This window comes from Actinoalloteichus caeruleus, from assembly GCF_049311605.1.
In the GTDB taxonomy this organism is placed as follows: Bacteria; Actinomycetota; Actinomycetes; order Mycobacteriales; family Pseudonocardiaceae; genus Actinoalloteichus_B; species Actinoalloteichus_B caeruleus.
Genome location: NZ_CP186005.1, coordinates 2,309,765 through 2,332,980 on the forward strand (window position 1 = coordinate 2,309,765; position 23,216 = coordinate 2,332,980).

The 23,216-nt window shown below is 70.4% G+C and carries 18 protein-coding genes and 2 CRISPR repeat arrays (1 of these 20 cut by a window edge); of the genes, 7 read left to right on the top strand and 11 right to left on the bottom strand.

Annotated elements, in window-relative coordinates:
- Window positions 1–16 precede the first annotated feature (16 nt).
- Both aceB and ACOJVX_RS10235 read left to right on the top strand, forming a co-directional pair.
- Window positions 17–1,645, top strand: coding sequence for a malate synthase A (aceB, locus tag ACOJVX_RS10230; RefSeq protein ID WP_418153260.1), 1,629 nt, complete (start codon window positions 17–19; stop codon window positions 1,643–1,645).
- A gap of 1,110 nt (window positions 1,646–2,755) precedes the next feature.
- Window positions 2,756–3,574, top strand: coding sequence for a lipase family protein (locus ACOJVX_RS10235; protein ID WP_026420460.1), 819 nt, complete (start codon window positions 2,756–2,758; stop codon window positions 3,572–3,574).
- Window positions 3,575–3,669: 95 nt separating this feature from the next.
- Here the strand turns inward: ACOJVX_RS10235 and recQ are convergent, their stop codons facing one another.
- Window positions 3,670–5,511 (bottom strand): DNA helicase RecQ, encoded by a 1,842-nt coding sequence (gene recQ / locus ACOJVX_RS10240; RefSeq protein WP_026420459.1) that lies wholly within the window; start codon window positions 5,509–5,511, stop codon window positions 3,670–3,672.
- A 391-nt stretch (window positions 5,512–5,902) separates the two neighbouring features.
- On the opposite strand from recQ, the gene ACOJVX_RS10245 reads away from it, so the two are divergent.
- The 5 genes from ACOJVX_RS10245 (at window position 5,903) to ACOJVX_RS10265 (ending at window position 11,310) form a co-directional block, all read left to right on the top strand.
- Window positions 5,903–6,811, top strand: a complete 909-nt coding sequence (locus ACOJVX_RS10245; RefSeq protein WP_026420458.1) for an alpha/beta hydrolase family protein — start codon at window positions 5,903–5,905, stop codon at window positions 6,809–6,811.
- 263 nt (window positions 6,812–7,074) lie between these two features.
- Window positions 7,075–8,226 (top strand): acyl-CoA dehydrogenase family protein, encoded by a 1,152-nt coding sequence (locus tag ACOJVX_RS10250; protein WP_418153262.1) that lies wholly within the window; start codon window positions 7,075–7,077, stop codon window positions 8,224–8,226.
- Window positions 8,227–8,302: 76 nt separating this feature from the next.
- Complete coding sequence (gene fabG / locus ACOJVX_RS10255; RefSeq protein WP_026420456.1) at window positions 8,303–9,061, top strand: 3-oxoacyl-ACP reductase FabG; 759 nt, start codon at window positions 8,303–8,305, stop codon at window positions 9,059–9,061.
- A gap of 186 nt (window positions 9,062–9,247) precedes the next feature.
- Entirely contained in the window at window positions 9,248–9,712 is a 465-nt protein-coding gene (locus tag ACOJVX_RS10260) for a MaoC family dehydratase (RefSeq protein WP_026420455.1), read from the top strand.
- Complete coding sequence (locus ACOJVX_RS10265) at window positions 9,709–11,310, top strand: long-chain-fatty-acid--CoA ligase (RefSeq protein WP_026420454.1); 1,602 nt, start codon at window positions 9,709–9,711, stop codon at window positions 11,308–11,310. The genes ACOJVX_RS10260 and ACOJVX_RS10265 overlap by 4 nt, the downstream gene beginning before the upstream one ends.
- Window positions 11,311–11,708: 398 nt before the next feature.
- Here ACOJVX_RS10265 and ACOJVX_RS10270 read toward each other — a convergent pair whose 3' ends face one another.
- The 10 genes from ACOJVX_RS10270 to ACOJVX_RS10315 form a co-directional block, all read right to left on the bottom strand.
- Window positions 11,709–12,053, bottom strand: a complete 345-nt coding sequence (locus ACOJVX_RS10270) for a hypothetical protein (RefSeq protein ID WP_418156082.1) — start codon at window positions 12,051–12,053, stop codon at window positions 11,709–11,711.
- Window positions 12,054–12,715: 662 nt separating this feature from the next.
- Window positions 12,716–13,204: a CRISPR direct-repeat array (repeat unit 30 nt; unit sequence GTTGGAACTCCTCGTAGGAGCGATGAGGAC).
- Window positions 13,205–13,312: 108 nt separating this feature from the next.
- Window positions 13,313–13,576 (bottom strand): CRISPR-associated endonuclease Cas2, encoded by a 264-nt coding sequence (gene cas2, locus ACOJVX_RS10275; protein WP_026066200.1) that lies wholly within the window; start codon window positions 13,574–13,576, stop codon window positions 13,313–13,315.
- 2 nt (window positions 13,577–13,578) lie between these two features.
- On the bottom strand, window positions 13,579–14,559 hold the full coding sequence (gene cas1b / locus ACOJVX_RS10280; protein WP_026420452.1) for a type I-B CRISPR-associated endonuclease Cas1b: 981 nt from the start codon (window positions 14,557–14,559) through the stop codon (window positions 13,579–13,581).
- The gene (locus ACOJVX_RS10285) at window positions 14,559–15,056 is read right to left on the bottom strand and encodes a CRISPR-associated protein Cas4 (RefSeq protein ID WP_026420451.1); all 498 of its coding nucleotides are present in this window, start codon (window positions 15,054–15,056) and stop codon (window positions 14,559–14,561) included. Before ACOJVX_RS10285 ends, cas1b begins: the two co-directional genes overlap by 1 nt.
- Complete coding sequence (gene cas3 / locus ACOJVX_RS10290) at window positions 15,053–17,434, bottom strand: CRISPR-associated helicase Cas3' (protein ID WP_422647463.1); 2,382 nt, start codon at window positions 17,432–17,434, stop codon at window positions 15,053–15,055. The genes ACOJVX_RS10285 and cas3 overlap by 4 nt, the downstream gene beginning before the upstream one ends.
- Window positions 17,431–18,090, bottom strand: a complete 660-nt coding sequence (gene cas5 / locus ACOJVX_RS10295; RefSeq protein ID WP_422647464.1) for a CRISPR-associated protein Cas5 — start codon at window positions 18,088–18,090, stop codon at window positions 17,431–17,433. Before cas5 ends, cas3 begins: the two co-directional genes overlap by 4 nt.
- A complete protein-coding gene (gene cas7i, locus ACOJVX_RS10300) occupies window positions 18,087–19,109 on the bottom strand; it encodes a type I-B CRISPR-associated protein Cas7/Cst2/DevR (RefSeq protein ID WP_026420449.1) in 1,023 nt (340 codons plus the stop codon). The genes cas5 and cas7i overlap by 4 nt, the downstream gene beginning before the upstream one ends.
- Window positions 19,106–20,545 carry a hypothetical protein gene (locus ACOJVX_RS10305; RefSeq protein WP_418155849.1) on the bottom strand — a complete coding sequence of 480 codons (1,440 nt, stop codon included), beginning with the start codon at window positions 20,543–20,545 and terminating at the stop codon, window positions 19,106–19,108. Before ACOJVX_RS10305 ends, cas7i begins: the two co-directional genes overlap by 4 nt.
- On the bottom strand, window positions 20,542–21,285 hold the full coding sequence (locus ACOJVX_RS10310) for a CRISPR-associated endoribonuclease Cas6 (protein ID WP_418155848.1): 744 nt from the start codon (window positions 21,283–21,285) through the stop codon (window positions 20,542–20,544). Before ACOJVX_RS10310 ends, ACOJVX_RS10305 begins: the two co-directional genes overlap by 4 nt.
- Before the next feature lie 1,379 nt (window positions 21,286–22,664).
- Complete coding sequence (locus ACOJVX_RS10315; RefSeq protein ID WP_418155847.1) at window positions 22,665–23,120, bottom strand: YybH family protein; 456 nt, start codon at window positions 23,118–23,120, stop codon at window positions 22,665–22,667.
- Window positions 23,121–23,210: 90 nt separating this feature from the next.
- Window positions 23,211–23,216: a CRISPR direct-repeat array (repeat unit 30 nt); it runs 546 nt beyond the window's last position.

A 23,216-nucleotide genomic window follows, 5' to 3' on the forward strand; every position in this document is an offset into this window, starting at 1 on the left:
GCCGAGGGAGGACGAGATGACGACCGCCACCCGACACACCCCGTTCCCCACCACCGGACGCGTCGAGATCCACGGCCCGCTCCGCGACCGGTACGACGAGATCCTCACCCCCGACGCACTCGACTTCCTGGCGCTGCTGGACAACACCTTCGCCGCCGACCGCCGACAGCTGCTCGACCGCCGCCGCCACCGCCGCGCCCGCCTCACCGACGGCACCGAGACACCCCACTTCCTGCCCGAAACCGCCGCCATCCGCGACGACCCCACCTGGCGCGTCCCCCCACCCCCACCCGGGCTCCTCGACCGCCGCGTCGAGATCACCGGACCCCCGGACCGGCGGATGACCGTCAACGCCCTCAACTCCGGCGCGAAGGTGTGGATGGCCGACTTCGAGGACGCCACCGCCCCCACCTGGGACAACATCATCGGCGGGCAACTCAACCTGCACGACGCCATCCGACGCCGCATCGACTTCACCACCGACACCGGACGCCGCTACCGGATCGCCGAGGACCCGGCCACCATCGTGCCCAGGCCCCGAGGCTGGCACCTCGTGGAGAAACACCTCCGCATCGACGGCCGACCCGTCTCGGCCAGCCTGGTCGACTTCGGCCTCCACGTCTTCCACAACGCGACCCGCCTCATCCAGGACGGCAGCGGCCCCTACCTCTACCTGCCCAAACTGGAGAACCACCGGGAAGCCCGCCTGTGGAACGAGGTGTTCCTGCTCGCCCAACGCGCCCTCGGCCTGCCCCCGGGCACGATCCGCGCCACCGTCCTCATCGAGACCATCACCGCCGCCTTCGAGATGGACGAGATCCTCCACGAACTCCGCGACCACGCCGCCGGGCTCAACGCCGGGCGCTGGGACTACCTGTTCAGCCTGATCAGAACCCTCGGCGGGCGCGGCGCCGACGTCGTCCTGCCCGACCGCGCCCGTCTCACCATGACCGTCCCCTTCATGCGGGCCTACACCGAACTGCTCGTCCGCACCTGCCACCGGCGCGGCGCCCACGCCATCGGCGGGATGGCCGCCGTGATCCCCAGCCGCGATCCGGACGCCAACCGAGAAGCCCTGGCCCAGGTCAGGCAGGACAAGGACCGGGAGGCCACCGACGGGTTCGACGGGTCCTGGGTCGCCCACCCCGCCCTGGTGCCGGTGTGCGGCGAGGCGTTCACCGCCGTCCTCGGCGACCGCCCCCACCAGCTCCACCGCACCCGCGACGACGTCCACGTCACCGCCGACCAACTCCTCGACCTCGGCGGCGCCGGCCGCGAGGTCACCCGGGAAGGCGTCCGCTCCAACGTCGGGGTGTGCCTGCGCTACCTCGACGCCTGGCTGCGCGGCAGCGGCGCGGTCGCCATCCACGGCCTCATGGAGGACGCGGCCACCGCCGAGATCGCCCGCGCCCAGCTGTGGCAGTGGATCCACACCGCCACCACCCTCACCGACGGCACCACCGTCACCCGCGACCTGGTCGGCGAGGCGCTGCGTGCCGAACTCGACGTGATCCGCGCGGAGAACCCGGAGGCCACCCGGCTCGACGCGGCGGTGGACATCCTCACCGCGACCGCCCTCGGCCCGACCCTGCCCGACTTCCTCACCCCCCACGCCTACGCCCACCACCTCACCACCCACCGCTGACCCTGCCCCCACCCAGCCCCGCGCCCACCACCGGCCGGGGGACCACCGCCCACCACGGCCGACCTGCCGGTGAACCCGCCCAGCCCACCACCCCCAGCCCTCCCGGCACCGCCCACCGCGTTCCCCGACCCGACGGGGGCGGGCCGCCTCGGGTCGGGGCCCGACGAACGGGGCCGCCCACCCGTTCGCCGCCGCGCCCCAGCCGCCGCCGCGCGGCGGGCCCCGACCACACCCACGCGGGAGCGTTCCCGACGCCCCGCGTCCCGGCCCCGCCCTCCCCGTCCCCGAGGGCGGGGCCCGCCCACGCCATCCACCCGCTGACAGGCCGGCGAGGTACACACCAGCCCCGCCTCCCCACAGCTCCTCCAGCGGGCATCCCCGCCTCGCCGCCAGCGGACCCCGCACCGGCTCCGGCCGCGCCGGGACGGGCACGACGACCCACCCGACGCCCACCGCTCCCACCGGAACACCAGGTCGACCGCCGCCGCCCCCACCGCCGCCACCCGGGAAGTCGATGACGTCCACCAGGCGCACGGTCTCCCACACCCGGCCGCCGTCCGCGTCGCGTCAGCAGCCCCACCGACGTCGTCACCACCGCGGTGGGTAACCCGGGGCGAGGGCCGCCCACCCAGGCTCGCGGCCAGCACCGGCGCCCCCGGTCCTCGCGCCGCCGGGACCCGAACGGCGAGTGCACGACCCGCCACGGCCCCACCCGGCATCCCGCCGCCCCGGGGACAGCGGAGCGGCCCGCGCCAGGGCCGCCGTGGTTTCCCCACCACACCTCCGCTCCGCGTCGTACGGCCTCAGCGCGGCGCCGAACGGTGAACCCTCGTCGTGGTGACGCGACATCCCCGGATCGAGTGGATCGGGTGGTTCGTTCCCACACCGGGTGGCGGGCCTCTTCTACGGTCACACCGTCCGAGGGCACCGTGGTCGACACGGGCCCCGGGCGGGCCGACGCCGGCGCGGCCACCGTCGTCCGGCCGGGTCGGCCCCCGAACCGGAGCCGATGCGCTCCCGCCCTCCGGCCCAGCCGGAGCGGAGGACACACCGGGACCGCCGGCGACCGGCACACCAACCGATGCCGCACGTCGCGACGAAGGGCTGCCCGTGGCGATCACCGCCCTCGACCACCACGAGACCGGATACCGGCTGGAGCACGCGTACTGGCTGGCCAGAGCCGCGAAACTCGCCTACTCCGACGAGAGCGCGATCCGCGAGGCCGTGGGGGAGTGGGGCTTCGACCGGTTCCGCTTCCTGGAGGGCACGCCGGTGACGCCCCTCCCCATCGACCACACCCAGGCCTTCGTCGCCGCGTCCGACTCCATGATCATCGTCGCGTTCCGGGGCACCGAACCCACCCAGATCCGCGACTGGCTCACCGACGCCAACGCACCGGCCGGCCCGGGCCCCGACCGCCGTGGCCTGGTCCACCTGGGCTTCAGCCAGGCCCTCGCCTCGGTGCACCCGGCGCTGCTGGCCACCCTGGAGGAGTTCCGGGACAACGACCAGACCCTGTGGTTCACCGGGCACAGCCTCGGTGGCGCCTTGGCGCAGCTCGCCGCGGCCTGGCTCTACTTCGAGGACCCCAACCTGCTGGCTGACGGCATCTACACCTTCGGGCAACCCCGCACCTGCGACCGCGAACTGGCCACCGCCTACGACGGTGCCATCCGGGCCAGGACGCACCGCTTCGTCAACAACAACGACGTCGTCCCCGAACTACCGCCGGAGCCCTTCTACCGCCACGTCGAACGGGTGCGGTACTTCGACTCGCAGGGCCGGCTCCAGGAACGGACCACGCTGCTCGGCGGGGCCGTCGACCGGCTCCGAGGGCACACCGCCGACCCGCTCTCCCCGGGCGCGGACGCGCTGCGCGACCACCCGATCAACCGCTACCTGGAGTGCCTCGAGAAGAACCTCGCTTGAGTCCGGCGGACTCAGGCGGTCGGACGGCCCGGAGGCGGGCGGCAGGGGTGCTGTCGGGGTGACCGCCCGCCTCCGCGGTCGTCATGGGCGGCCGGTCAGGACGCCAACGCGTCCAACACGGCCTGCCCGTACTTCGCGAGCTTGTTCTCACCCACCCCGCTGATCCCGCCCAACGCGGTGAGCGTCGACGGTGACTCCGCCGCGATCTGGCGCAACGTCGCGTCGTGGAAGATCACGTACGCGGGCACGCCCTGCTCCTTCGCGGTGGCCGACCGCCACGCCCGCAGCCGCTCGAACACCGGCACCGCCTCCGCAGGCAGGTCCACCGGGGCGCTCCCCGACCGCTTCGCCGTCCGCGTCGACCCGCCCTCGGAGCTTCGCACCGCGTCGCGGCGCAGCGGCACCTCCCGCTCCCGACGCAACACCGCACCACTGGCCTCGGTCAGCCCCAGCACCCCGTGCTCGCCCTGGACCGCCAGCAGCCCCTGCGCCAACAACTGCCGGGCCACCGCCCGCCACTCCGCCTCCGACAGCTCGGTGCCGATCCCGAACACCGACAGCGTGTCGTGGTCGTGCTGGATGACCTTCGCGGTCTTCCGCCCCAACAGGATGTCGATCACCTGGCCGGCGCCGAACCGTTGCCGCCGCTCCCGGTGCAACCTCGACACCGTCGACAGCAGCTTCTGCGCGGCCACCGTGCCGTCCCACGTCTCCGGCGGGGTCAGGCAGGTGTCGCAGTTCCCGCACGGCTCACCGCGCTGCCCGAAGTAGGCGAGCAGCCGCACCCGCCGGCACTCCACCGTCTCGCACAACGCCAGCATCGCGTCGAGGTGCGCCACCAGGCGGGCCCGGTGCTGGTCGTCGCCCTCCGACCCGTCGATGAGCCGACGCTGCTGCACCACGTCCGGCAGGCCGTAGGCCAACCAGGCGGTGGACGGCAGCCCGTCCCGCCCGGCCCGCCCGGTCTCCTGGTAGTAGCCCTCCACCGACTTCGGCAGGTCCAGGTGCGCCACGAAACGCACGTCGGGCTTGTCGATGCCCATCCCGAACGCGATCGTCGCCACCACCACCAGCCCGTCCTCCCGCAGGAACCGCGCCTGGTTCGCCGCCCTGGTCCGACCGTCCAGACCCGCGTGGTAGGGCACCGCGGGGATGTCGTTGGCGACGAGGAACTCGGCGGTGCGTTCGACCGAGGCCCGGGACAGGCAGTAGACGATGCCCGCCTCGCCGGCGTGCTCGGCGCGCAACAACCGCAGCAACTGCCGCTTCGGGTCGTTCTTCGGCACGATCCGGTACTGGATGTTCGGCCGGTCGAAACTCGCCACGAACTGCCGCGCCCCACCCAGGTCCAACCGGGACACGATCTCGGCCCTGGTCGCCTCGGTGGCCGTCGCCGTCAACGCGATCCGGGGCACCTCCGGCCACCGCTCGTGCAGGTGGGAGAGCAACAGGTAGTCCGGGCGGAAGTCGTGGCCCCACTGCGCGACGCAGTGCGCCTCGTCGATCGCGAACAGCGAGATCGTGCCCCGGTCCAGCAACCGCACGGTCGACTCCAGCCGCAACCGCTCCGGCGCCAGGTAGAGCACGTCGATCCGCCCGTCGACGAAGGCCTCCTCCACCCGCTCCCGTTCCTCGGGCTCCTGGGTGGAGTTCAGGAAACCGGCGCGGACCCCCAACGCGGTCAACGCGTCCACCTGGTCCTGCATCAGCGCGATCAACGGGGACACCACCACACCCACGCCGTCCCTGACCAACGACGGGATCTGGTAGCACAGCGACTTCCCACCGCCGGTGGGCATCAACACCAGCGCGTCACCGCCGTCGACCACGTGGTCGACGATCTCCCGCTGCCCGTCCCGGAACGAGTCGTACCCGAAGACCCTGCGCAGCACCTCCAGTGCGTCCCGGGTGTCCTGACCGGTGTCGGTGGCAGCCATCCCGCGATTCTAGGGCCAGCCCCGGACACCCCCCGACCACGGTCGCCAGGCCGTCACCGCAGGTCAGAGTGGTTCCGCTCGTCACCATGAGGCCTCGGGCACCCGGCGGTCGCCCCGCCCGGCCCGCCCGGTGGCGGCGCCGCCCCGCCTCGCCCGTGCCCGCCCCGGTGCACCGGTCGACCCCGACGCCGCCAGCCCGAGGCCGGTGGTTTCGCCGATGCGCCCCGCCACGACCCGCCCGAACAATCGACGCACCCCCCGACCACCCGGGCCGAGGCCCCGGCGAGGCGGAGGCGTTCCCACTCCCGCCACCAGCCCACCCCGGCGGGCACAGCACCGCCCACGCCCCGCCGCCTCACGCCGCCCCCACCGAGAAGAGGAGCACAACGCCGTGCGTTCCACACTCTCCCGTCCCACCCCGCCCCGCTCCCGGTTACGCCGCGCCCTCACCAGCGCGGTCCTCACCCTCGGGCTCGTCGCCGGCAGCCTCGCCGCCGCCCCGGCCGCCTCCGGCCAGGAGAACCCCTACGAACGGGGCCCGGCCCCGACCGAACGGAGCATCGAAGCCCTCCGCGGCCCCTTCTCCACCAGCAGCACCAACGTCTCCCGGCTCGCCGCCAGCGGCTTCGGCGGCGGCACCATCTACTACCCGACCAGCACCGCGGAGGGCACCTTCGGCGCCGTCGCCATCTCCCCCGGCTACACCGCCCTGGAATCCTCCATCTCCTGGCTGGGCCACCGGCTGGCCTCCCAGGGCTTCATCGTCTTCACCATCGACACCATCACCACCCTCGACCAGCCCGCCAGCCGGGGCCGCCAGCTGCTCGCCGCCCTCGACCACCTCGTCGACCACCGCTCGGTCCGCGACCGCATCGACCCCACCCGCCTCGGCGTCATCGGCCACTCGATGGGCGGCGGCGGAACCCTCGAAGCCGCCAGCAACCGCCCCAGCCTCAAGGCCGCCGTCCCGCTCACCGGCTGGCACCTGAGCAAGAACTGGTCCGACGTCCAGGTCCCCACCCTCGTCGTCGGCGCCGAGAACGACTCCATCGCCTCGGTGACCCTGCACTCCAAGCCCTTCTACAACAGCCTCCCGTCCACCCTGAACAAGGCCTACCTGGAACTCGCCGGGGCCAGCCACTTCGCGCCCAACATCTCCAACACCACCATCGCCAAGTACACGATCTCCTGGCTCAAGCGGTTCATCGACGACGACACCCGCTACGAGCAGTTCCTCTGCCCGGCGCCCTCCGGTGACCGCGACATCTCCGAGTACCGGGACACCTGCCCCCACAGCTGACCGAACACCCCCGCACCACCTCCGGGTGGGGCCGTCACCGACGGCCCCACCCGGCCGTGCGCCACCCGCCGCCGAAGAACGCGCCCGCCGGTCGAGCCCGCCCAGCCCGACCCCACCCGGCCGTGCGCCACCCGGAGCCACGCCCGCTGTACACCCGCCCAACCGCACTCCGACATCACTGTCATTCCGTCCATTTACCCCGACAACCACGCCGGCTAATTTGTGAGAACCACGGCCGCCACCCGAACGTCGCGGGGAGAACCATGGATCTCAGCCTCACCCCGGAACACGCTGACCTGCGACAACTCGCGCGCAATTTCGCGGACGACGAGATCGCCCCCCACGCCGAGGAATGGGACCGCCGAGAGTCGCTCGACCTCGACCTCATTCCCAGAATGGGCGAACTCGGATTCCTCGGGCTCACCATTCCCGAGGAGCACGGCGGCAGCGGCGGCGACCACCTCGCCTACTACCTGGTCCTGGAGGAACTCGGCCGCGCCGACTCGTCCGTCCGCGGCGTCGTCTCCGTCTCCCTCGGACTCGTCGCCGCCACCATCGCCCGGCACGGCACCCCCGAACAGCACCAGCGCTGGCTACCCGCACTGTGCTCCGGCCGGGCACTCGGCTGCTTCGCCCTCACCGAACCCGGCACCGGCTCCGACGCCGGCGCCCTGACCACCCGCGCCGTCCGCGACGGCGACGACTGGCTCATCACCGGCGCGAAGACGTTCATCACCAACGGAACCTGGGCCGACGTCGCCCTCCTCCTCGCCAGGACCTCCGACGACGGCACCCGGGGCATCACCGCGTTCCTCGTCCCCACCACCAGCGCCGGCTTCCACCGCCGCGAGATCCACGGCAAACTCGGACTCCGCGCTCAAGCCACCGCCGAACTCCACCTCGACGGCGTCCGAGTCCCCGACACGGCCCGGCTCGGCGAGGTCGGACGCGGATTCCCCCTCGCCATGTCCGCCCTCGGCAAGGGCCGGGTGTCCGTGGCCGCCGGCTGCGTCGGCATCGCCCAGGCCAGCCTGGACGCCGCCCTCCGCTACGCCGGGGAACGCCACCAGTTCGGCAAGGCCATCGCCGGCCACCAACTCGTCCAACGGCTCCTCGCCACCACCGCCGTGGACACGGCCGCCGCCCGACTCCTCGTCTGGCAGGCCGCCGACCTCCTCGACCGGGGCCAACCCCACGAGACGGCCGCGTCCATGGCGAAACTCTTCGCCAGCGAAGCCGCCGTCCGCGCCGCCGACAACGCCGTCCAGGTCTTCGGCGGGTACGGCTACGTCGACGAGTACCCCGTCAGCCGCTACCTGCGCGACGCCAGGGTCACCACCCTCTACGAGGGAACCAGCCAGATCCAGCAACTCGTCATCGGCCGGTCCCTCACCGGTGTCGCCGCCTTCAGCTGACCAGCCCGGCCGTCCCGGCCCCGGACGTGCCCCATCCCGGCCACCCAGCCCAGCACCCACGAGAGGACACCCGAGCATGAGGGGATTCACCGACACCGCCGCCATCGTCACCGGAGCCGCCCAGGGCATCGGCGCCGCCACCGCCCGCCGACTCGCGGCGGAAGGCGCGGCCGTCGCGGTGGTCGACCTCAACGCCGACCGCGCCGCCGAGGTCGCCGCCGACATCGAGCGCACCGGCGGCCGAGCCCTCGCCCTCGGCTGCGACGTCACCGACCCCGACTCGGTCCAGACCACCACCGACCACGTCGTCGCGGAGTTCGGCCGGCTCGACATCCTCGTCAACAACGCCGGCATCACCCGCGACGACCTGCTGTTCAAGATGACCCTGCCCGACTGGAACGCCGTCCTCACCACCAACCTCACCAGCATGTTCCTCTGCACCCAGGCCGCACAGGCACACATGGTCCAGGCCAGGTCGGGACGCATCGTCAACCTGAGCAGCCGCTCCGCCCTCGGCAACCGGGGACAGTCCAACTACGCCGCCGCCAAGGCCGGCGTGCAGGGGCTCACCGCCACCCTCGCCCTCGAACTCGGCCCCTTCGGCATCCGCGTCAACGCCGTCGCCCCCGGCTACGTCGCCACCGACATGACCGCCGCCACCGCCCGCCGCGTCGGCTTCGAACCCGAGAAGCACCAGGAACGCGCCGCCGAACAGATCCCCCTGCGCCGCGTCGCCACCCCCGAGGAAATCGCCTCCACCATCACCTTCCTCGCCAGCGACGACGCCTCCTACGTCACCGGCCAGACCCTCTACGTCAACGGCGGATCCCGCTGACCCGGCACACCCCACCCACCCCACCCACACCGGAGGTCGCCAGGTGAACCTCACGTTCAACGACGAACCGAGGACAGCCCGCCCCGAGCCGCCGACCCGGCGCACCACCCGGACCGGCCCACCTCCCCGCACCGCCCGCGCGACACCGCCCCGCCGGACGCCCCCAGCCGCCCCCGGCGGTGCCAGATGAGGATCTTCGACTCGCCCGCCGCCCTCCTCGACGCCACCGGAGACCACCTCGGACCCGGACCGGCCACCGTCATCGACCAGGAACGAGTCGACACCTTCGCCGACGTCACCGACGACCACCAGTGGATCCACACCGATCCCACCCGCGCCGCGCACGGCCCCTTCGGCGGCACCGTCGCCCACGGCTACCTCACCCTGTCCCTGCTGCCCTCGTTCATCCGAGGGCTCTACCGGGTGCGGGGCGCCAGACTGATCGTCAACTACGGCCTGAACCGGGTCCGCTTCCCCGCGCCCCTCCGCACCGGGGACACCGTCCGCGCCACCGCCCGCCTCGACCAGGCCCACCAGGTCGGCGACGCCGTCCAGGTCCACCTGCTGGTCACCATCCAGGCCGACGGCGCCGACAAACCCTGCTGCGTCGCCGAATCCCTCAGCCGCTTCTACCCCGAGGAGGAGGCGTGACCGCGACCCTCTCCCTCACCAGCGTCCTGCGCGAATCCGCGCTCCGACACCCGGACAAGGTCGGTGTCGTCGACGGCGACAACCGCGTCACCTACGCCGAACTCTGGCAGCGTTCCCTCCGCTACGCCGCCGCCCTCCGCGAGCTGTGCCCCGGACCGCGTCCCACCGTCGCCCTGCTGGCCCCCAACACCGTGGAGTTCCCCACCACCTACTACGGGGCCCTCGCCGCCGGCTGCGTCGTCGTCCCCGTCCACCTGCTGTTCACCGCCCCGGAGATGGCCCACGTCCTGCGGGACAGCGGAGCCGACCTGCTCGTCTGCCACCACGCGCTGGCCGCCGTGGGCGCCGCCGCCTCGGCCGAGGCCGGCGTCCCCCTCGTCACCGTCGGCGGCGCCCCCTCCGGCGGTGACGCCGGCATCCCCGCTGACGGGGCGGCCGACGGGTCGACGCCCGTCCCGTCGCTGGACCAGCTCGCCGACACCACCACCCCCCTCCCGGTGGCCGAGACCACCGCACCGGAGGACCCGGCCGTCGTCCTCTACACCAGCGGCACCACCGGCGAACCCAAAGGCGCCGTGCTCACCCATCTCAACCTCGTCATGAACGCCACCATCTCCGCGTTCGACGCCAACGAGGTCCGCCACGCCGACGTCGTACTGGGCTGCCTGCCGCTGTTCCACACCTTCGGCCAGACCGTCAGCATGAACGCCTGCTTCCGGGCCGGCGGCACCCTCGTCCTGCTCGCCCGGTTCCACCCGGACACCGCGATCGACCTGATGCTGCGGGAAGACGTCGACGTCTTCCACGGCGTCCCCACCATGTACGTCGCACTGCTCGCCGCCGCCAGCCGACACGACCGGCTGCCCGCGCTGCGGCTGTGCGTCTCCGGCGGCGCCGCCCTCCCCGTCCCCGTGCTCGAAGGGTTCAGCACCACCTTCGACGCCCAGATCTACGAGGGCTACGGGCTGTCCGAGACGTCACCGGTGGCCACCGCCAGCCAACCGAGGTTCGGCACCCGCGCCGGAACCGTCGGCCACGCCATCTGGGGCGTCGAGGTGGAGATCGCCGAACTGGAGGACCCGGAACGGATTCGCCTGTTAGGGGAGGGGGAGCTCGGCGAGATCGTGGTGCGCGGCCACAACGTCTTCGCCGGCTACCTCAACCGCCCGCAGGCCACCGAACAGGTCGTCGTCGACGGCTGGTTCCGCACCGGCGACCTGGGCACCAAGGACGCCGACGGCTTCGTCCGCGTCGTCGACCGCAAGGGAGACGTCGTCATCCGGGGCGGCTACAACATCTACCCCCGCGAGGTGGAGGACGTCCTGGCCCGCCACCCCTCCGTGCGGCAGGTCGCCGTCATCGGCCTCCCCGACCCGGTGTACGGGGAGGAGGTGTGCGCCGTCGTCGTCGCGGAGGAGGGCGGCGAACCCGTCACCGAGGAAACCCTCGTGTCCTGGTCCCGGCCGCTGCTGGGGAAGCACAAGTACCCCCGCCACGTGCGCTTCGTCGACGAACTGCCGCTGGGCCCCTCCCACAAGGTCCTCAAACGCGAACTGCGCCGGAGACTCGCGGCGGAGCCGGGCGCGGAAGCCGGCTGAGCCGGGTCATCCGCCAGCAGTTCACGGCCTGTGGGAGTACCGGGGGACCTTCGAGGGAAGGCGCCTCAGCACCCGAACCCGGCATCGCCGACGGGCGGAGGGCGGCTGGCCGCCGGTACCCCCGCTCCACGCGTTCCTCCTGCCACCGCCGGGCTGGCATCGACATCGGGTGCGGGTGGTATCCGCCGTTTCCCCGAGATCGAGCCGTCGAACGAGAAGCGGAAACCCGCTCTCGCGCGCCGGCTGACCACCGCGACGCCCTGGTCATGACGCTGACCGCCATGACCAGGGGTCGCCGTGCCGGTCGCAGGACCGCCACCGAGCCACCGGCGGCGCTTCGTCGCACACTGGGCGCTTCGGCGCCATTACCCTGGCCGTGCCGTACCGCTGGTCCACGATCAGCCCAGCGGCATGCCGGGAGTCCACAGCGCCGCCGTCCGACGTGTCGCCAGCCTCGGAGCGTTCGCGTCATCCGGGGCTGGCAGGGACAACAGCGCGGACACGGTGTCCAGAAACGCTCCCTCCTCGCACCACACCACGTCGGACGGCGCGGGCTGCGAGGATGTCCGCATCCGGGCAGCCAGGCAGTCGTCCGGCCCGCTGACGTGCAGGTAGTCGCCGTACGCGCCTCGCGGCCGCTGACCGAACAGGGTCCACGGAACGTAGCGATCCCCCGGAGCATGGCGGAACACGAAGCCGTGTCGCACCAGCGCGCCCAACGCCGCGTCAACCTGTGCCGTCATGCCGCCCCCGATCACAACCCCGGCGGCGCCGAACACCTAGCCGCCAGACCCGGTACCGGATCTCCACCGCGTCCCGAACACGCTGGGCGCGGGCCACGACCCAGCCCGCGGTCAGCAGTTCCGCGAGCACCGCGCCACGGAGCACCGCCCAGACGACGTCGTACGCGGACGTTCGGCAGCTCCGACCGAAGGAACGGGCGCGCGCTGCCGACAGGACGAGCCTGGACCTCGTCCCTTCCAGCGAGGCAAGCCGGCCACCCGGCCCGGGGCGGGGTTCCGGCCTGCTGTGGAAGCGGCTTACGCGCCTCGGTGTCGGGCGGGTGGCATCGAACCGTGTGAGCACAGGCGTGAGCGGCGGTGTGATGGGTAACGTCACGCTCAACTCTCCTCAGTCAGCGTCGCTGAAGAGTGATCCTGTCCGCCTGCTCTGAGGCGGCCGAGATCAGCGACGGCGCGAGTGGAAACCGACTTGGTCAGTTCCTCGGAGGCGCGATGAACCCGAACCGCTGAACGTCGTTCAGCGTTCCGTCGAGGCGGCGGAGCCTCGCCTCGACGTAGGACGATGGGAGGGCGTCAGACCACCAGCTCCTGACGACCGCGATGACACAACCAGCAGGAGCCCCGAGGGCATTCCGGACCAGCCCGGCACTCCTGGTCGTTGAGTAGGAACTCCTCGTAGGAGCGATGAGGACCTGGTGATCGACCCGATCGGCTCGTCTCTGCGGTTCGGTTGGAACTCCTCCTAGGAGCGATGAGGACAGGGGGGAGTCGCCCGCCGGTCCTAGAAGGGGGGCGTTGGAACTCCTCGTAGGAGCGATGAGAACTCCACGATGGTCTGCGGGCTGTCGCCCGTCACCTGTTGGAACTCCTCGTAGGAGCGATGAGGACCCTACGTGCCCTCGCAGAACCCAGCGGTGGCCAACCTGTTGGAACTCCTCGTAGGAGCGATGAGGACCTGGGCGTGCGACCCCTGCGCCCAGGCCCAGGCGGAGTTGGAACTCCTCGTAGGAGCGATGAGGACTCTATTGGCACCGGCGGGGGAGTGACCCCCGACAGGTTGGAACTCCTCGTAGGGGCGATGAGGACCAGCGGGCCTGCCCCGGCGCGAAGCCAATCAAGGTGTTGGAACTCCTCGTAGGAGCGATGAGCCGAGAGTAAAGTCGCTGGCCACAGGGTATCTACAGTGGGATTCTGGTGGCTGTTCTGCAACGAACCCGAGGTTTGACATCCGACCCGGGGGGTTCGCTGAAATGAGGTAGTCACAGGATATCTGGCGGCTCGTCGTCCGGTCGACCCCATGCCTGGCGTTGCGGGTCGGTGCCCGGCGGGAAGGTGTAGACGAGGATGTGGTCGTAGTCGGCATCGATGCGCTGCCGCAGTTCCTCGCGGAGGCGTACGAACTGGGCCGCGCTGAGTTCCCCCTCGAACACGCTCCGCTGCTGGTGGCGTAGGTACCTTCGGCACGTCCGCAACACACCGGCATTGCGTTCCGCCGCCGTGTCGTACACGAGAATGGTGTACACCCTCACCACCAGATCCGGAACGGTTTGTACGGCGTGCCCTCAAGGCAGGTTCGGGTCAGCGCGAGCGCGTCAAGGTAGATCAACTCGTCGTACGTGACCTTGCGGCCGAGCGTGCGGTGGTTGACGCTCTCCGCCAAGTCGTCGCGCACCGTCTTCACGATGAACTCCCGGCCCGCCTCGCTGAGCATCGCCTGGTTGGTTCCCACGTCGAAATGGTGCTTCTTCAGCTGTTTCCGGTTGGCCAGGCGCAGCAGGATGCGCTCGGCGAACAGCGGCTTGAAGACCTCGGCGAGGTCGAGTGCCAGGGAGTGGCGGTGTCGTTGCGTGCTGGCGTGGAGGAAGGCGACTCCGGTGTGCAGCGGGGTGAGCCTCAGCCCGGTCAGGATCCGCGCGTACACGGTGCCGTTGATGAAGCTGATGACCGCGTTGCCGGCGTTGCGGGGCGGCCTCCTACTGCGTCCGTCGAGCTGGAGCCAGTCGGGCAGCTTGGTGTCGAGGGCCTCCCACGCGCTGCGTCGGAAGTTGCCTTCGGCGGCCATGAGCTGTTCGCGGGTGGTCGCCGCCTCGAGTGCCTCGGTCAGGACGCCGTAGGGCCGGGTGAGGAGCTTGCGGTCGATGACGCGGCGGATGTTGAACGCGGCGGTGTCGACGAGGCTGCGGGCGATCGTCAGGGACTCCCCGTCGTCGCTGGCGATGCGCGCCTGGTTGAGCGCCACCGTTCCTGACACCGAGGTCTCGGCGGGCAGGAAGGAGCCCGCGTAGTCGCCGTAGTGGGAGAGGATGTGGATGGCGACCCGGTGCTTGTTCAACAGGCTGATCATCGAGGTGTTGAGGTCCACCTCGGCCAGCGCGATGATGTCGCGTACATCCTCGATGGGGACGAAAGCCGGGGGCTTCCCCTCGCGTTCGACGCGGATGCTGTCGTCCTGGCGACGCAGTCGGCACGGGTTGAGCAGCCAGTAGGTTCGGGAGGCCGCTGGCATCACACGCTCCAGCAGTAGTCGCTGTAGCTACACCCTCGGCAGCGGCTCTTCGGGAGGCGCGGAGGTGATTCGGGGAGGGCGATCGTGGCGACGACCTGTTCGATGTCCTCGGACGCGTGCATGTGTTCCTCCTCCGTATAGGGGAACCGTTCGGTTTTCCGTGGTGACCGGTAGTGGAGCACCGCCCCCTGCACGTCGACGCCGACCCTGGTCAGCTGGTGGCAGTAGTGGCGGGCCTGGGCTCGGTCGGCTTCACGGCGTTTGTCGGAGTGCTTGACCTCGTGCACCCACAGCTGGTTGTCCAGGTGGTCCAGGGTGGCGGCCCCAAGGTCGACCGGGCTGAACCGGGAGTACGAGATGTCGTGGATGGCGGTGCCCAGCGCGACCGTCTCGCTGAGCTGTTCCGGTCGGAAGCCCCGGGAGTACAACCAGAGTTGGCGCCGGCAGTGGTACAGGTACTTGATGTGGACTCCACCCACATCGTCGGCGCTGATCACAGAATCTCTCCTGGTTGGTAGCGGGTTTCCCTCACGATGCCCTTGAGGCCGAGCTCCGGGTGGTAGTCGCCGTTGATGACGGTGATCCCGTGCCGGCGGTCGAAGTGGCCGCTGGAGCTGAGGTGGACGGGTAGCGGCAGCAGGAACCGGGAGGCGAGGAGGGCGCCCTGCCCCTTCTCGCCCTGGCGCCGGTCGGCCTGGTAGTCGGCGAGGTCGTCGCTGAGGATGGCCTCGACGCCGTCGAAGGTCGCGAAGAACTCCTTTCGCAGGCCCTCGCGGTCCGCGAACGGGCTGCGGAAGTCGAGGTAGTCCTCGTCGAACCGCTCCTGGGAGACCAGCACCTCCTTCTCCCAGGTGTCGCCCCACGGCGAGTCGTAGATGGCGTTCAGCCACTGCTGGGCGTCGGCTTCGTCGATGGTCTCCCCGTCGTGGTTCTGGAGGGCTGCCCAGCACAGGCGGGTGGGGACCTCGTCATACACTCCGTCAGCCCAGGTCTCCTCACCTCCGCCGCGCCGCCTCCGGTACTCCGGCTCGCACACCCACACCGACGCGGGTGCTCGTTTCCCACGGCGGTTGACCCGCCCGAACCGCTGCAACAGCGCCTCCAGCGCTGCACCGGAGGTGTGCAGGACGTCGAAGTCGACGTTGAGACTCACCTCCACGACCTGGGTGGCCACCAGGAGCCCTCGGGACGACCGGCGATCCGTCCCGAACAGCTCGAGAATCCGCTTCTCCTTCTGGGCGCGGTCGCAGTTGCGGAACCGGGAGTGCAGCAGCACCGCCTCCCCACCCTGTTCCTTGGCCACCGGCCCGAGCAGGTCGTAGAGGTCCAAGGCGTCGGCGACGTTGTTGGCCACCACCAATACCGCCTGACCGGCGTGGAGATCGGCGGCGATCCGGTCGACCGACTCCGGCGAGGTGAGGTGCCCGCCGCCGATCCGCAGCCGGTGGCGCGGTGTGTGGCGCACGCCGGCGAACCCGTCGACCACGTCCAACCGGCCGGCGATGGTGTCGCGCAGGATGCGCCGGAACCGTTCGGGCAGTGTCGCACTCAGCACCCCCACCCGTCCTCCCAGTTCCTGTGTCCACAGCCGGATCATGGCGAGGAGCATCCCGAGACGACGGGGTTCGTAGGCGTGCAGCTCGTCGAACAGGAAGACGCTGTTCACGGTGTCGGCGAGGGTGGACGAGTCACCCGGACCGCCGAACGCGGCTCGCAGCAACTGGTAGGGCGTGGTCACGCGGAACAGCTCGCGGTGGGTGCGGCTCGCGTTGACGTGGTCCAGCGCGGTGGCGGCGTCCTCGACGGTCGGTTCGGGGCGGTCATCGGAGCCGGCGGCCCGGGCCTCGATGAGTTCGTTCAGGTGGAACATCCCCGCCCTGGAGTGCAGCACCCCGACGTCCTCGACGCCGTCCTCCTCCTGGAGGCGCAACGCCATCGCGTTGATGGACGCCAGGAACGGGAGCACGTAGAACACGCGGGGCAGGGCGTTCCGCTGCTCGGCGACCTGTCGCCACGCCGCCTCAGCCCACAGCAGGCCGCCCTCCGTCTTTCCGCTGCCCGTCGGCGAGACCAGCAGCAGGTGGTGTGCCGCGGCGGCTTCCTCCTGGGCGCGGGTCAGGCGGTGCCCAGCAGCCGCCAGCCGGACCCGAACCCGGTCACCGTAGCCGCGCAGGGGCACCCCGGTGAGCAGTTCGCCATGGGCCGAGGCGACGTGGTCGGCCATCGTGACGACACCCTGGAGCAGGACCCAGGGCAGGCCGCCCTGCTCCGTCCCCGGATACCACCAGTCCTCGGCGAGATCACGGAGCAAGGTCAGGGTGCCTGCGCGGATGTCGTCACGGGTGAGCCCGCCCAGCCGGCTCCGATCCACCGGCAGACCCACCCGGGCCGCCGCGTCGGCGAACCAGGCCGCCAGCGCTCGCACCGTCCCGTCGTCCTCGGCGACGGTGAAGGCCTGCCCCAACGCCTGCTGGTCCTGGGAGAGGTTGTCCGGCAGGATCGAGCGCGTCGCGTCCCCGTGCAACGGACGGTGGTGCGTGACGACCGCCGCCGCCACGCGACGGCGAACCTCCTGATCGGTGACGAGCAGGTCGACGAAGCCCAACGACAGCACCTCGTGCCGCAGGCCCCAGCGGGTGTTCGTCCGCACCTGCCGCTGAAAACCGGGGTCGATCTTGCCGCCGTCGTGGAGGAGCGCGGCCAGCTGGACGGCGGGCCACCAGGACTCGTCCCAGATGCCGTCAACGACGCCGATCCTGGCTCGGATCAACGGCACCACCGCCGACGTCCGGGCGCTGTGTTCGGTGAGGCTCTCCCCGGTCGTCGCCTCCTTCGCCGGGCTCTTGGCCCACAGGTGCGGCAGGTCCTCCGTCACGAGCGTGCCTCCACTACCTCGGGATGGGTCGGGGGTAGGGGCACGACGGCCTGACCGTCGTGCGTGGACCAGCCGTCGCTCAGCACACCCCGGGCGGCGGCAGCATCACTGGAATGCCGGTAGTCGTCCCACCGCATCCGGGCCCGGTCCACGCTGATCGCCGTAGTGAGCCGTAGCCGGGTACCGACCGCGTCCGGGCGGTCCACGAGCAGCGCCGTGCCCTGCCTGCCCGGCTGCTCCCGCAGGTCCACCCACGCGGCCCGTGCCGAACAGAGGTCCTGGCTGCGCCCCAGCCGCAGCGGCCACACCGGCCGGCGGAACCGGCGGTACCACCGGTCGAGGTCCTCGAACAGCCAGACCGTCAACCGGACACCCCAGAGGTAGTCGCGATCCTTGGGAACCGGACTCGGTTGCCTGACCCCCTCAGCCAGCGGGTGGAAGGTCTCCAGGTCCGTTCCATGCCCCTCGGCGTGGCAGCACAGCGCGAACCGCGTGTCACGCGGAACCTGGCCCCACCCACCGGCGGCGGCAGCCAGCAGACCCCCGACGGTGGAGGGCGGAGGGCAGGGCAGCCCGATCTGGAGCCCGGGGTACAGCGGATTGCGGAAGGAGGCCACCGAAGCGTCGAAGGTGACCTCCAGAGCCGGGACACTCACGAGCGGTCCTCGAACCAGGAATCGAGGTCGCCACCCTCCAACTCCGCCGCCAACTGGCGGAGAACGACGCGGGGGTGGTCGAACACGACCTGCCCGGAGTCGACAAGATCCTTCAGTTCGCGTTCCGCCGCGTCCCGCTGCCTCTCCAGGTAGCCCGGGGCCCACCCGATGCGCACGGGGCCGTCGAGTTCGTCCTCCCACGCCCGCATCTCCGCCCGCAGCACGTCGAGCGCGACGACGGTTTCCCCCAGGTCGTGGCGCAGCAGCCGGGTGAAGGGGTTGTTGCCGCCCTTCACGGGCGCCAGGATGACCAGCGCGGGTGACCGCTCACCGTAGTGCAGGGCCTGCTTCGCCCCGCCCCGCAGCTCCGCGAGCGTCCGCCACAACACGGCAGCGCGGCGCCGGCGCTCGGCGAGGGGCAGGCGCAGGGCCTGCCCGAACCGGAAGTCGATCTCCTCCGCCCCGTTCACCCGCGCCTCCTTCGCGGCGTCCGGGTTCAGATCGGGCCGGTTGCCCTGCCCTTCCAACTGGAAGGTGCCGAGGCGGGCGAGGTCCAGCAGGACGGGGCAGGCCAGGTCGCCGGTGTAGTGCTCGTGTTCGTGGATCACCGGGTCCGCGCCCACCTCGAACCCCCGGCTCATCGTGCCGAAGTCGTGGGTGACCTGCCGGGGTGCCACGGACACGGCCGTACCCACGGCCAACACGGTGTCCCGGTTGAAGGACTTCTTCTCGATCGCGACCATGTACCCGAACAGGTCGTCGTCGAGGTACAGGTCCCCGCGCCCCTGGGTATGGGCCTGCTGCTTGGCGCCCTTGCCGGAGCGGATCACCGGTGAGCGGGCCTCACCGGGCGGCAGCGAGTCCCGCCACCACCGCCGGACCGCCTGCGCCGACACGTAGGGGAAGACCCGGTTGCCAACCCGGGTCGCCTTGACCTTGCCGACGTTGTCCTCGCCGCGACCGTTGTTCGGCGCCCCCGCCTTGATCTCCAGCACCAGGGTGCCCACCAGGTACGTCACTCGTCGTTCTCCTTGTCCTCGCCGTCGGTGTGCAGGGTGTCCTCGATCGACCGGGTGTCGTCCGAGTCAGGGCGGTAGCCCTGGGAGTGGAGCTCGTGGATCACCGCGACGAACAGCAGGTTGCGCCGCAACCACGCCTGCTCGTCCGGTTCGAAGAGCCACCTCAGGTGGGTGGGCGTGACGAAGGGCTCGGTGGTGTCGATCAGGGAGGTCAGTTCCTCGCGGTCGCGCCACAACAGCCATTCCACGGCACCGTCGTTGAACCACTTCCGGAACGTGGTCGACTTCCGGTACGCCACCACGAAGGGCTTGACCTTCTTCCTCGTGGCCATCATGAGGGCCGCCGTTCGTTTGCCGAGGCCCTCGATCTCCTGGAGTTCGCGGTCGTTCACGTGCAGGACCTTTCCTACGAAGGAGCGGAGCGCGCCGACGAGCTGCCTGATCTCGTCACGCGTGTCGGGTGCCGAGGTCAGCAGGGGGACCAGGTATCGGAGGACCTTCGCGGGCAGCCTTCGCGGGGACCGCACCAGCTCACCCGCCAGCGCCGCCGCACCGGGAACCTTCTCCGAATGGCACGCGCGTTCCAATGAATTCCAGGGGTCCGACGTCTTGTCCTGTCGGACGGCGTGAATCCACTCGACGAGCGGCTGGTCCATACGCTGTTCGGTGAGTTCCTGCTCCTGGTTGTTGTTGGTGAAGATGATGAGGGACACGTCCGACCGGACCGGGTGCCCGTAGGCGCGGATCCGGTTCACGAGCAGGCTCTCCCGGACGTACGCCGGCCATTTGCTGGGGGTGACCGAAACCCTCCCGATGCGTTTCCGGGTGTCCTCGACCTGGTGCCGAGTGGCGAAGGAAAGGAAGTCCTCGTCCCAGGCGTGGGTGATCGTCGCGCGACCACCCTGGAAGTGGCACGCGTAGGGCAGGGCGTAGAAGCTGCCCAGGCAGGTCCGGCACAGCGGCATCCCGTCGTGACCGACGACAGTGGTGTTCCGGTACTCGGTGGACATCGCCAGCGGCACGTCCACCTTCCCGTAGAAGCCGCACGCCCGTCGCCCGCACAGCGCGCAGGGCGCCTCGGGCCAGGACCCGGGCGGACGCGGAGTCCGCCATTCGACGACCGCCTGGCCGCGCTGGTCCGCGCTCAGCTTCCGCAGGCTCGGGATGTTCATCTTGCTGTTGGGCCACAGGGCGTAGGAGGCCGACAGGAGGAACGCCCCCGGCTGCTTGGCGTCGGTCTCCCGCGTCGCCGCCACCGCGTCCTCGGTCATGCGGTTCCACACGCGGAGGAACCTGTCCTCGGAAACCCGCCGCGGATGTGACTCCTTCGCCAGCACGGCCAACGCGAACGCACCCACCCGTTGCAGGGGGTGGGCCGTCAACTCGACCAGGAACGGCTCCCCGGTGCTGGTCGCCCGCGTGTCGGCCGCGGTCATGTCTCCACCGCCCCGAAGCCGGCGATGTTCGCCGCTCCCAAACCCCACGACCACACGGCGGCCAGGGTGTCGGGAGACCCCACCAAGGTCACCCCAACCGCCGCACCCACCTTCGCACCGACGGTGTCGCCCTGGCCAACGGCGAAGGACCTCTTCGGGCCCACCCGCCATACCTCGGTCAACGAGATCTCCGGGTCCAACCCCAGCGTCTCGGCCTTGCGGCGCAGATTCCGGACGAAGAAGACGTCCCACTCCGGCTCACCGGGCAACAGCCACCGCTGCGACCGGAGCCGGGCCCCCGCCGCATCCCGCGCGGGCGGCCCCTTCACCACCACCGGTGTCGTCGTCGCCAGGCGCGCCGAGCCGTCCGAGAACTCGGGAGCCGGCACGCTCACCACGTTCTGGACCCGCAGCGCGACACCGCCCCAGTCCAGGACCCGAGCCCCGGCAAGGCCGGCGGCCAACGCCTCGATCACCTCGGGCAGGGGGCTACCGAACTCCAGCGTCCCCTCACCGCCCGCCGCGTAGCGACCCCGTTGACGCCGCGCTCGTGGGAAACGGGGAGCCCCACACCCCACCGGCACGAGCCGGTGGGGACCGAACCCGGCGCTGTGCAGCTCGGCGCCCAACGCGGGGGCGTTGTCCCCCAACATCTGGTAGACGATTCCCCGTCCCGGCCGCAGAACCTCCGCCCACGGAATGTCGGGGGCTGTCGTGGTCACCGTTGCTCGCAGTCGCATCGCACCTCCAATCCGCTGTCTTCGGGAGCAGTGACTACCACACGCCGCCGACCGGGGGAGTGCGGCGACGGAAGGCCATGAATCGGGTGGATCATTCGCTGATAACCGTTTCGTTGTTTGGGGAAAATTTCCGCCGTCAACCTCGTTGCGTCCGACCGCCGGTAACTGTCCGCAGGTGGAAATTCAGGCGCTGGGGGCACTCGACCTGCGGTTATGGCGATCTGGGTGTCGGTCGACGCCCGTGTGGTGAGTGCGTATCGCCATCCCCGGTGGAGCCTCTGGATCGCCTTCCTTCGGGCGTCGCTGAGCCGCGAGTAGGGCTCCGTGCGCTCGTTCGGGCCGGCGTCCAGCGATGCCATCAGTGATTTTTCCGCCAGGGGCTACCGGTCAAGTTTCACCCACTTAGCCCAATCCGCGGCGGTGCGAATGATCCAGGTGATCTTGCTCTTTCAGCGGACCCCCCGGGTCCCCTGCAGCGAGTGAGGTTCGCTGAAGGATGGCGCCAGCAAGCGGTTGCCTGCCGACTCGAGGAGTCCTTGTCGACCCTGCGGGAGTGTTAGCTGAGAGTGCCGCCTGCTGTCCTCGCGTCAGGTAAGGTCCTTGTGGCCCAGGACTGCACCGGACGTGGGAGGCAAGCGGCATTACCGCTCCTCGTCAGCGCGAATCGGTTCACCCTGGTGGAAAGATCCAACCAAGCGAACGCAAGCCCAACATCCATACTGAAAGGAAGGAGCCGATCCCGACTGCGGCACCTAGCGCGGCGGCGTCAGTGAGGATGGCCAGGAGTAGCCCTGTCACTGCGCCAAACCCAAGAGCGAAGATCACGATCAAGACGACTGCGAGTGTGCGCACGACGTCCCTTCCCATCACTGCCTCCATGGCCTCCCGGCCCTCGTGTCATCAGGAGGTCGTCGTACTGACGCTTCGAGGTAGAGCAGCTGAGCTGTCACTCAGGGTAGCAGAGGCGGTGTGGGTGGGACAGTGAGCCGTGCCGCTGTGCTCGACCAAGCGACGTCCAGCTTCGTCATACTTGTCATTCGACAACGCAAAGAGGCGGGCGACTCAACCACCGTCACCCGCCTCGTGCCCCTCATGAGGGCCGATGAGTACGTTCGCGCGTCCTAGTAGGTAGGCAACCTCCAGGCGGCAGTACTTGTAACCCCTAGAAGGGTCTGTACTTGTGGACTATACGTGAAGCCTACGAGGCGGAATGCACTGCCGGTATTGTCTACCTCCAAAGCTTGTTCGGCTAGCTTCGGAGGACCTACTGTCCGAAGTTCATACCAGGTCAGCTGCGTCCAGCACTTTGGCTCTCACCGCAAGGCCCTGCATCGTCGGGCACGGTTTCGCTGTGGCGTGGCCTGGTGGCGGTCTCCTGGTTACGGATGGAGTTGGGTGGCGGCCGCTCCCGATCCGTCCATCAGCAGGGGTACCGAGGCGTGCTCGTGGCTGATCAGCCAGGTGTCGCCGTGGCGGCGCAGGACGAGGGTTTCTCGGAACCACAGATCTGTCTCAGCGCCGTCGGTGCGTCGCCCGGTCAAATGGACCAAGCAGTGGGCACAGGCGATGTCGCCGCTGACCTCGACCACCAGATCACGCCGCTGCCGACCGATGGGTCCGGTGAAGGAGTCGTACCAGGCGCGCGTTCCCGCCTCATCGAACGCGGCCTGTCCTCGCAGGCTCAGCGGGGGCGCGAGAGCGAAGACGGTCACGTCGGGCACGTATACCGATGACGACGCCAGCACATCCTTGTCCCGGATGGCCCGTTCCCGGGCGAGGAGAACGGTGTGAACCTGCTCGTGGTCATCGTGTGATGTGCGGGAGGTGGAGACCACCGCTGCATCTCCTCACTCGTCGTCACCTGAAACTCCTTAGGAGCAGCGTGAATGGGCTGCCACCCGATTGTGCAGGGCCGCACCGACACTGTTGGA

What these genes read in the sequence shown, in the direction of transcription:
- aceB (WP_418153260.1), top strand. Translation starts at nt 17, where the DNA reads ATGACGACCGCCACCCGACACACCCCGTTCCCCACCACCGGACGCGTC.
- recQ (WP_026420459.1), bottom strand. Translation starts at nt 5,511, where the DNA reads ATGGCTGCCACCGACACCGGTCAGGACACCCGGGACGCACTGGAGGTG.
- ACOJVX_RS10250 (WP_418153262.1), top strand. Translation starts at nt 7,075, where the DNA reads ATGGATCTCAGCCTCACCCCGGAACACGCTGACCTGCGACAACTCGCG.
- fabG (WP_026420456.1), top strand. Translation starts at nt 8,303, where the DNA reads ATGAGGGGATTCACCGACACCGCCGCCATCGTCACCGGAGCCGCCCAG.
- ACOJVX_RS10260 (WP_026420455.1), top strand. Translation starts at nt 9,248, where the DNA reads ATGAGGATCTTCGACTCGCCCGCCGCCCTCCTCGACGCCACCGGAGAC.
- ACOJVX_RS10270 (WP_418156082.1), bottom strand. Translation starts at nt 12,053, where the DNA reads ATGACGGCACAGGTTGACGCGGCGTTGGGCGCGCTGGTGCGACACGGC.
- cas1b (WP_026420452.1), bottom strand. Translation starts at nt 14,559, where the DNA reads ATGCCAGCGGCCTCCCGAACCTACTGGCTGCTCAACCCGTGCCGACTG.
- ACOJVX_RS10305 (WP_418155849.1), bottom strand. Translation starts at nt 20,545, where the DNA reads ATGACCGCGGCCGACACGCGGGCGACCAGCACCGGGGAGCCGTTCCTG.
- ACOJVX_RS10310 (WP_418155848.1), bottom strand. Translation starts at nt 21,285, where the DNA reads ATGCGACTGCGAGCAACGGTGACCACGACAGCCCCCGACATTCCGTGG.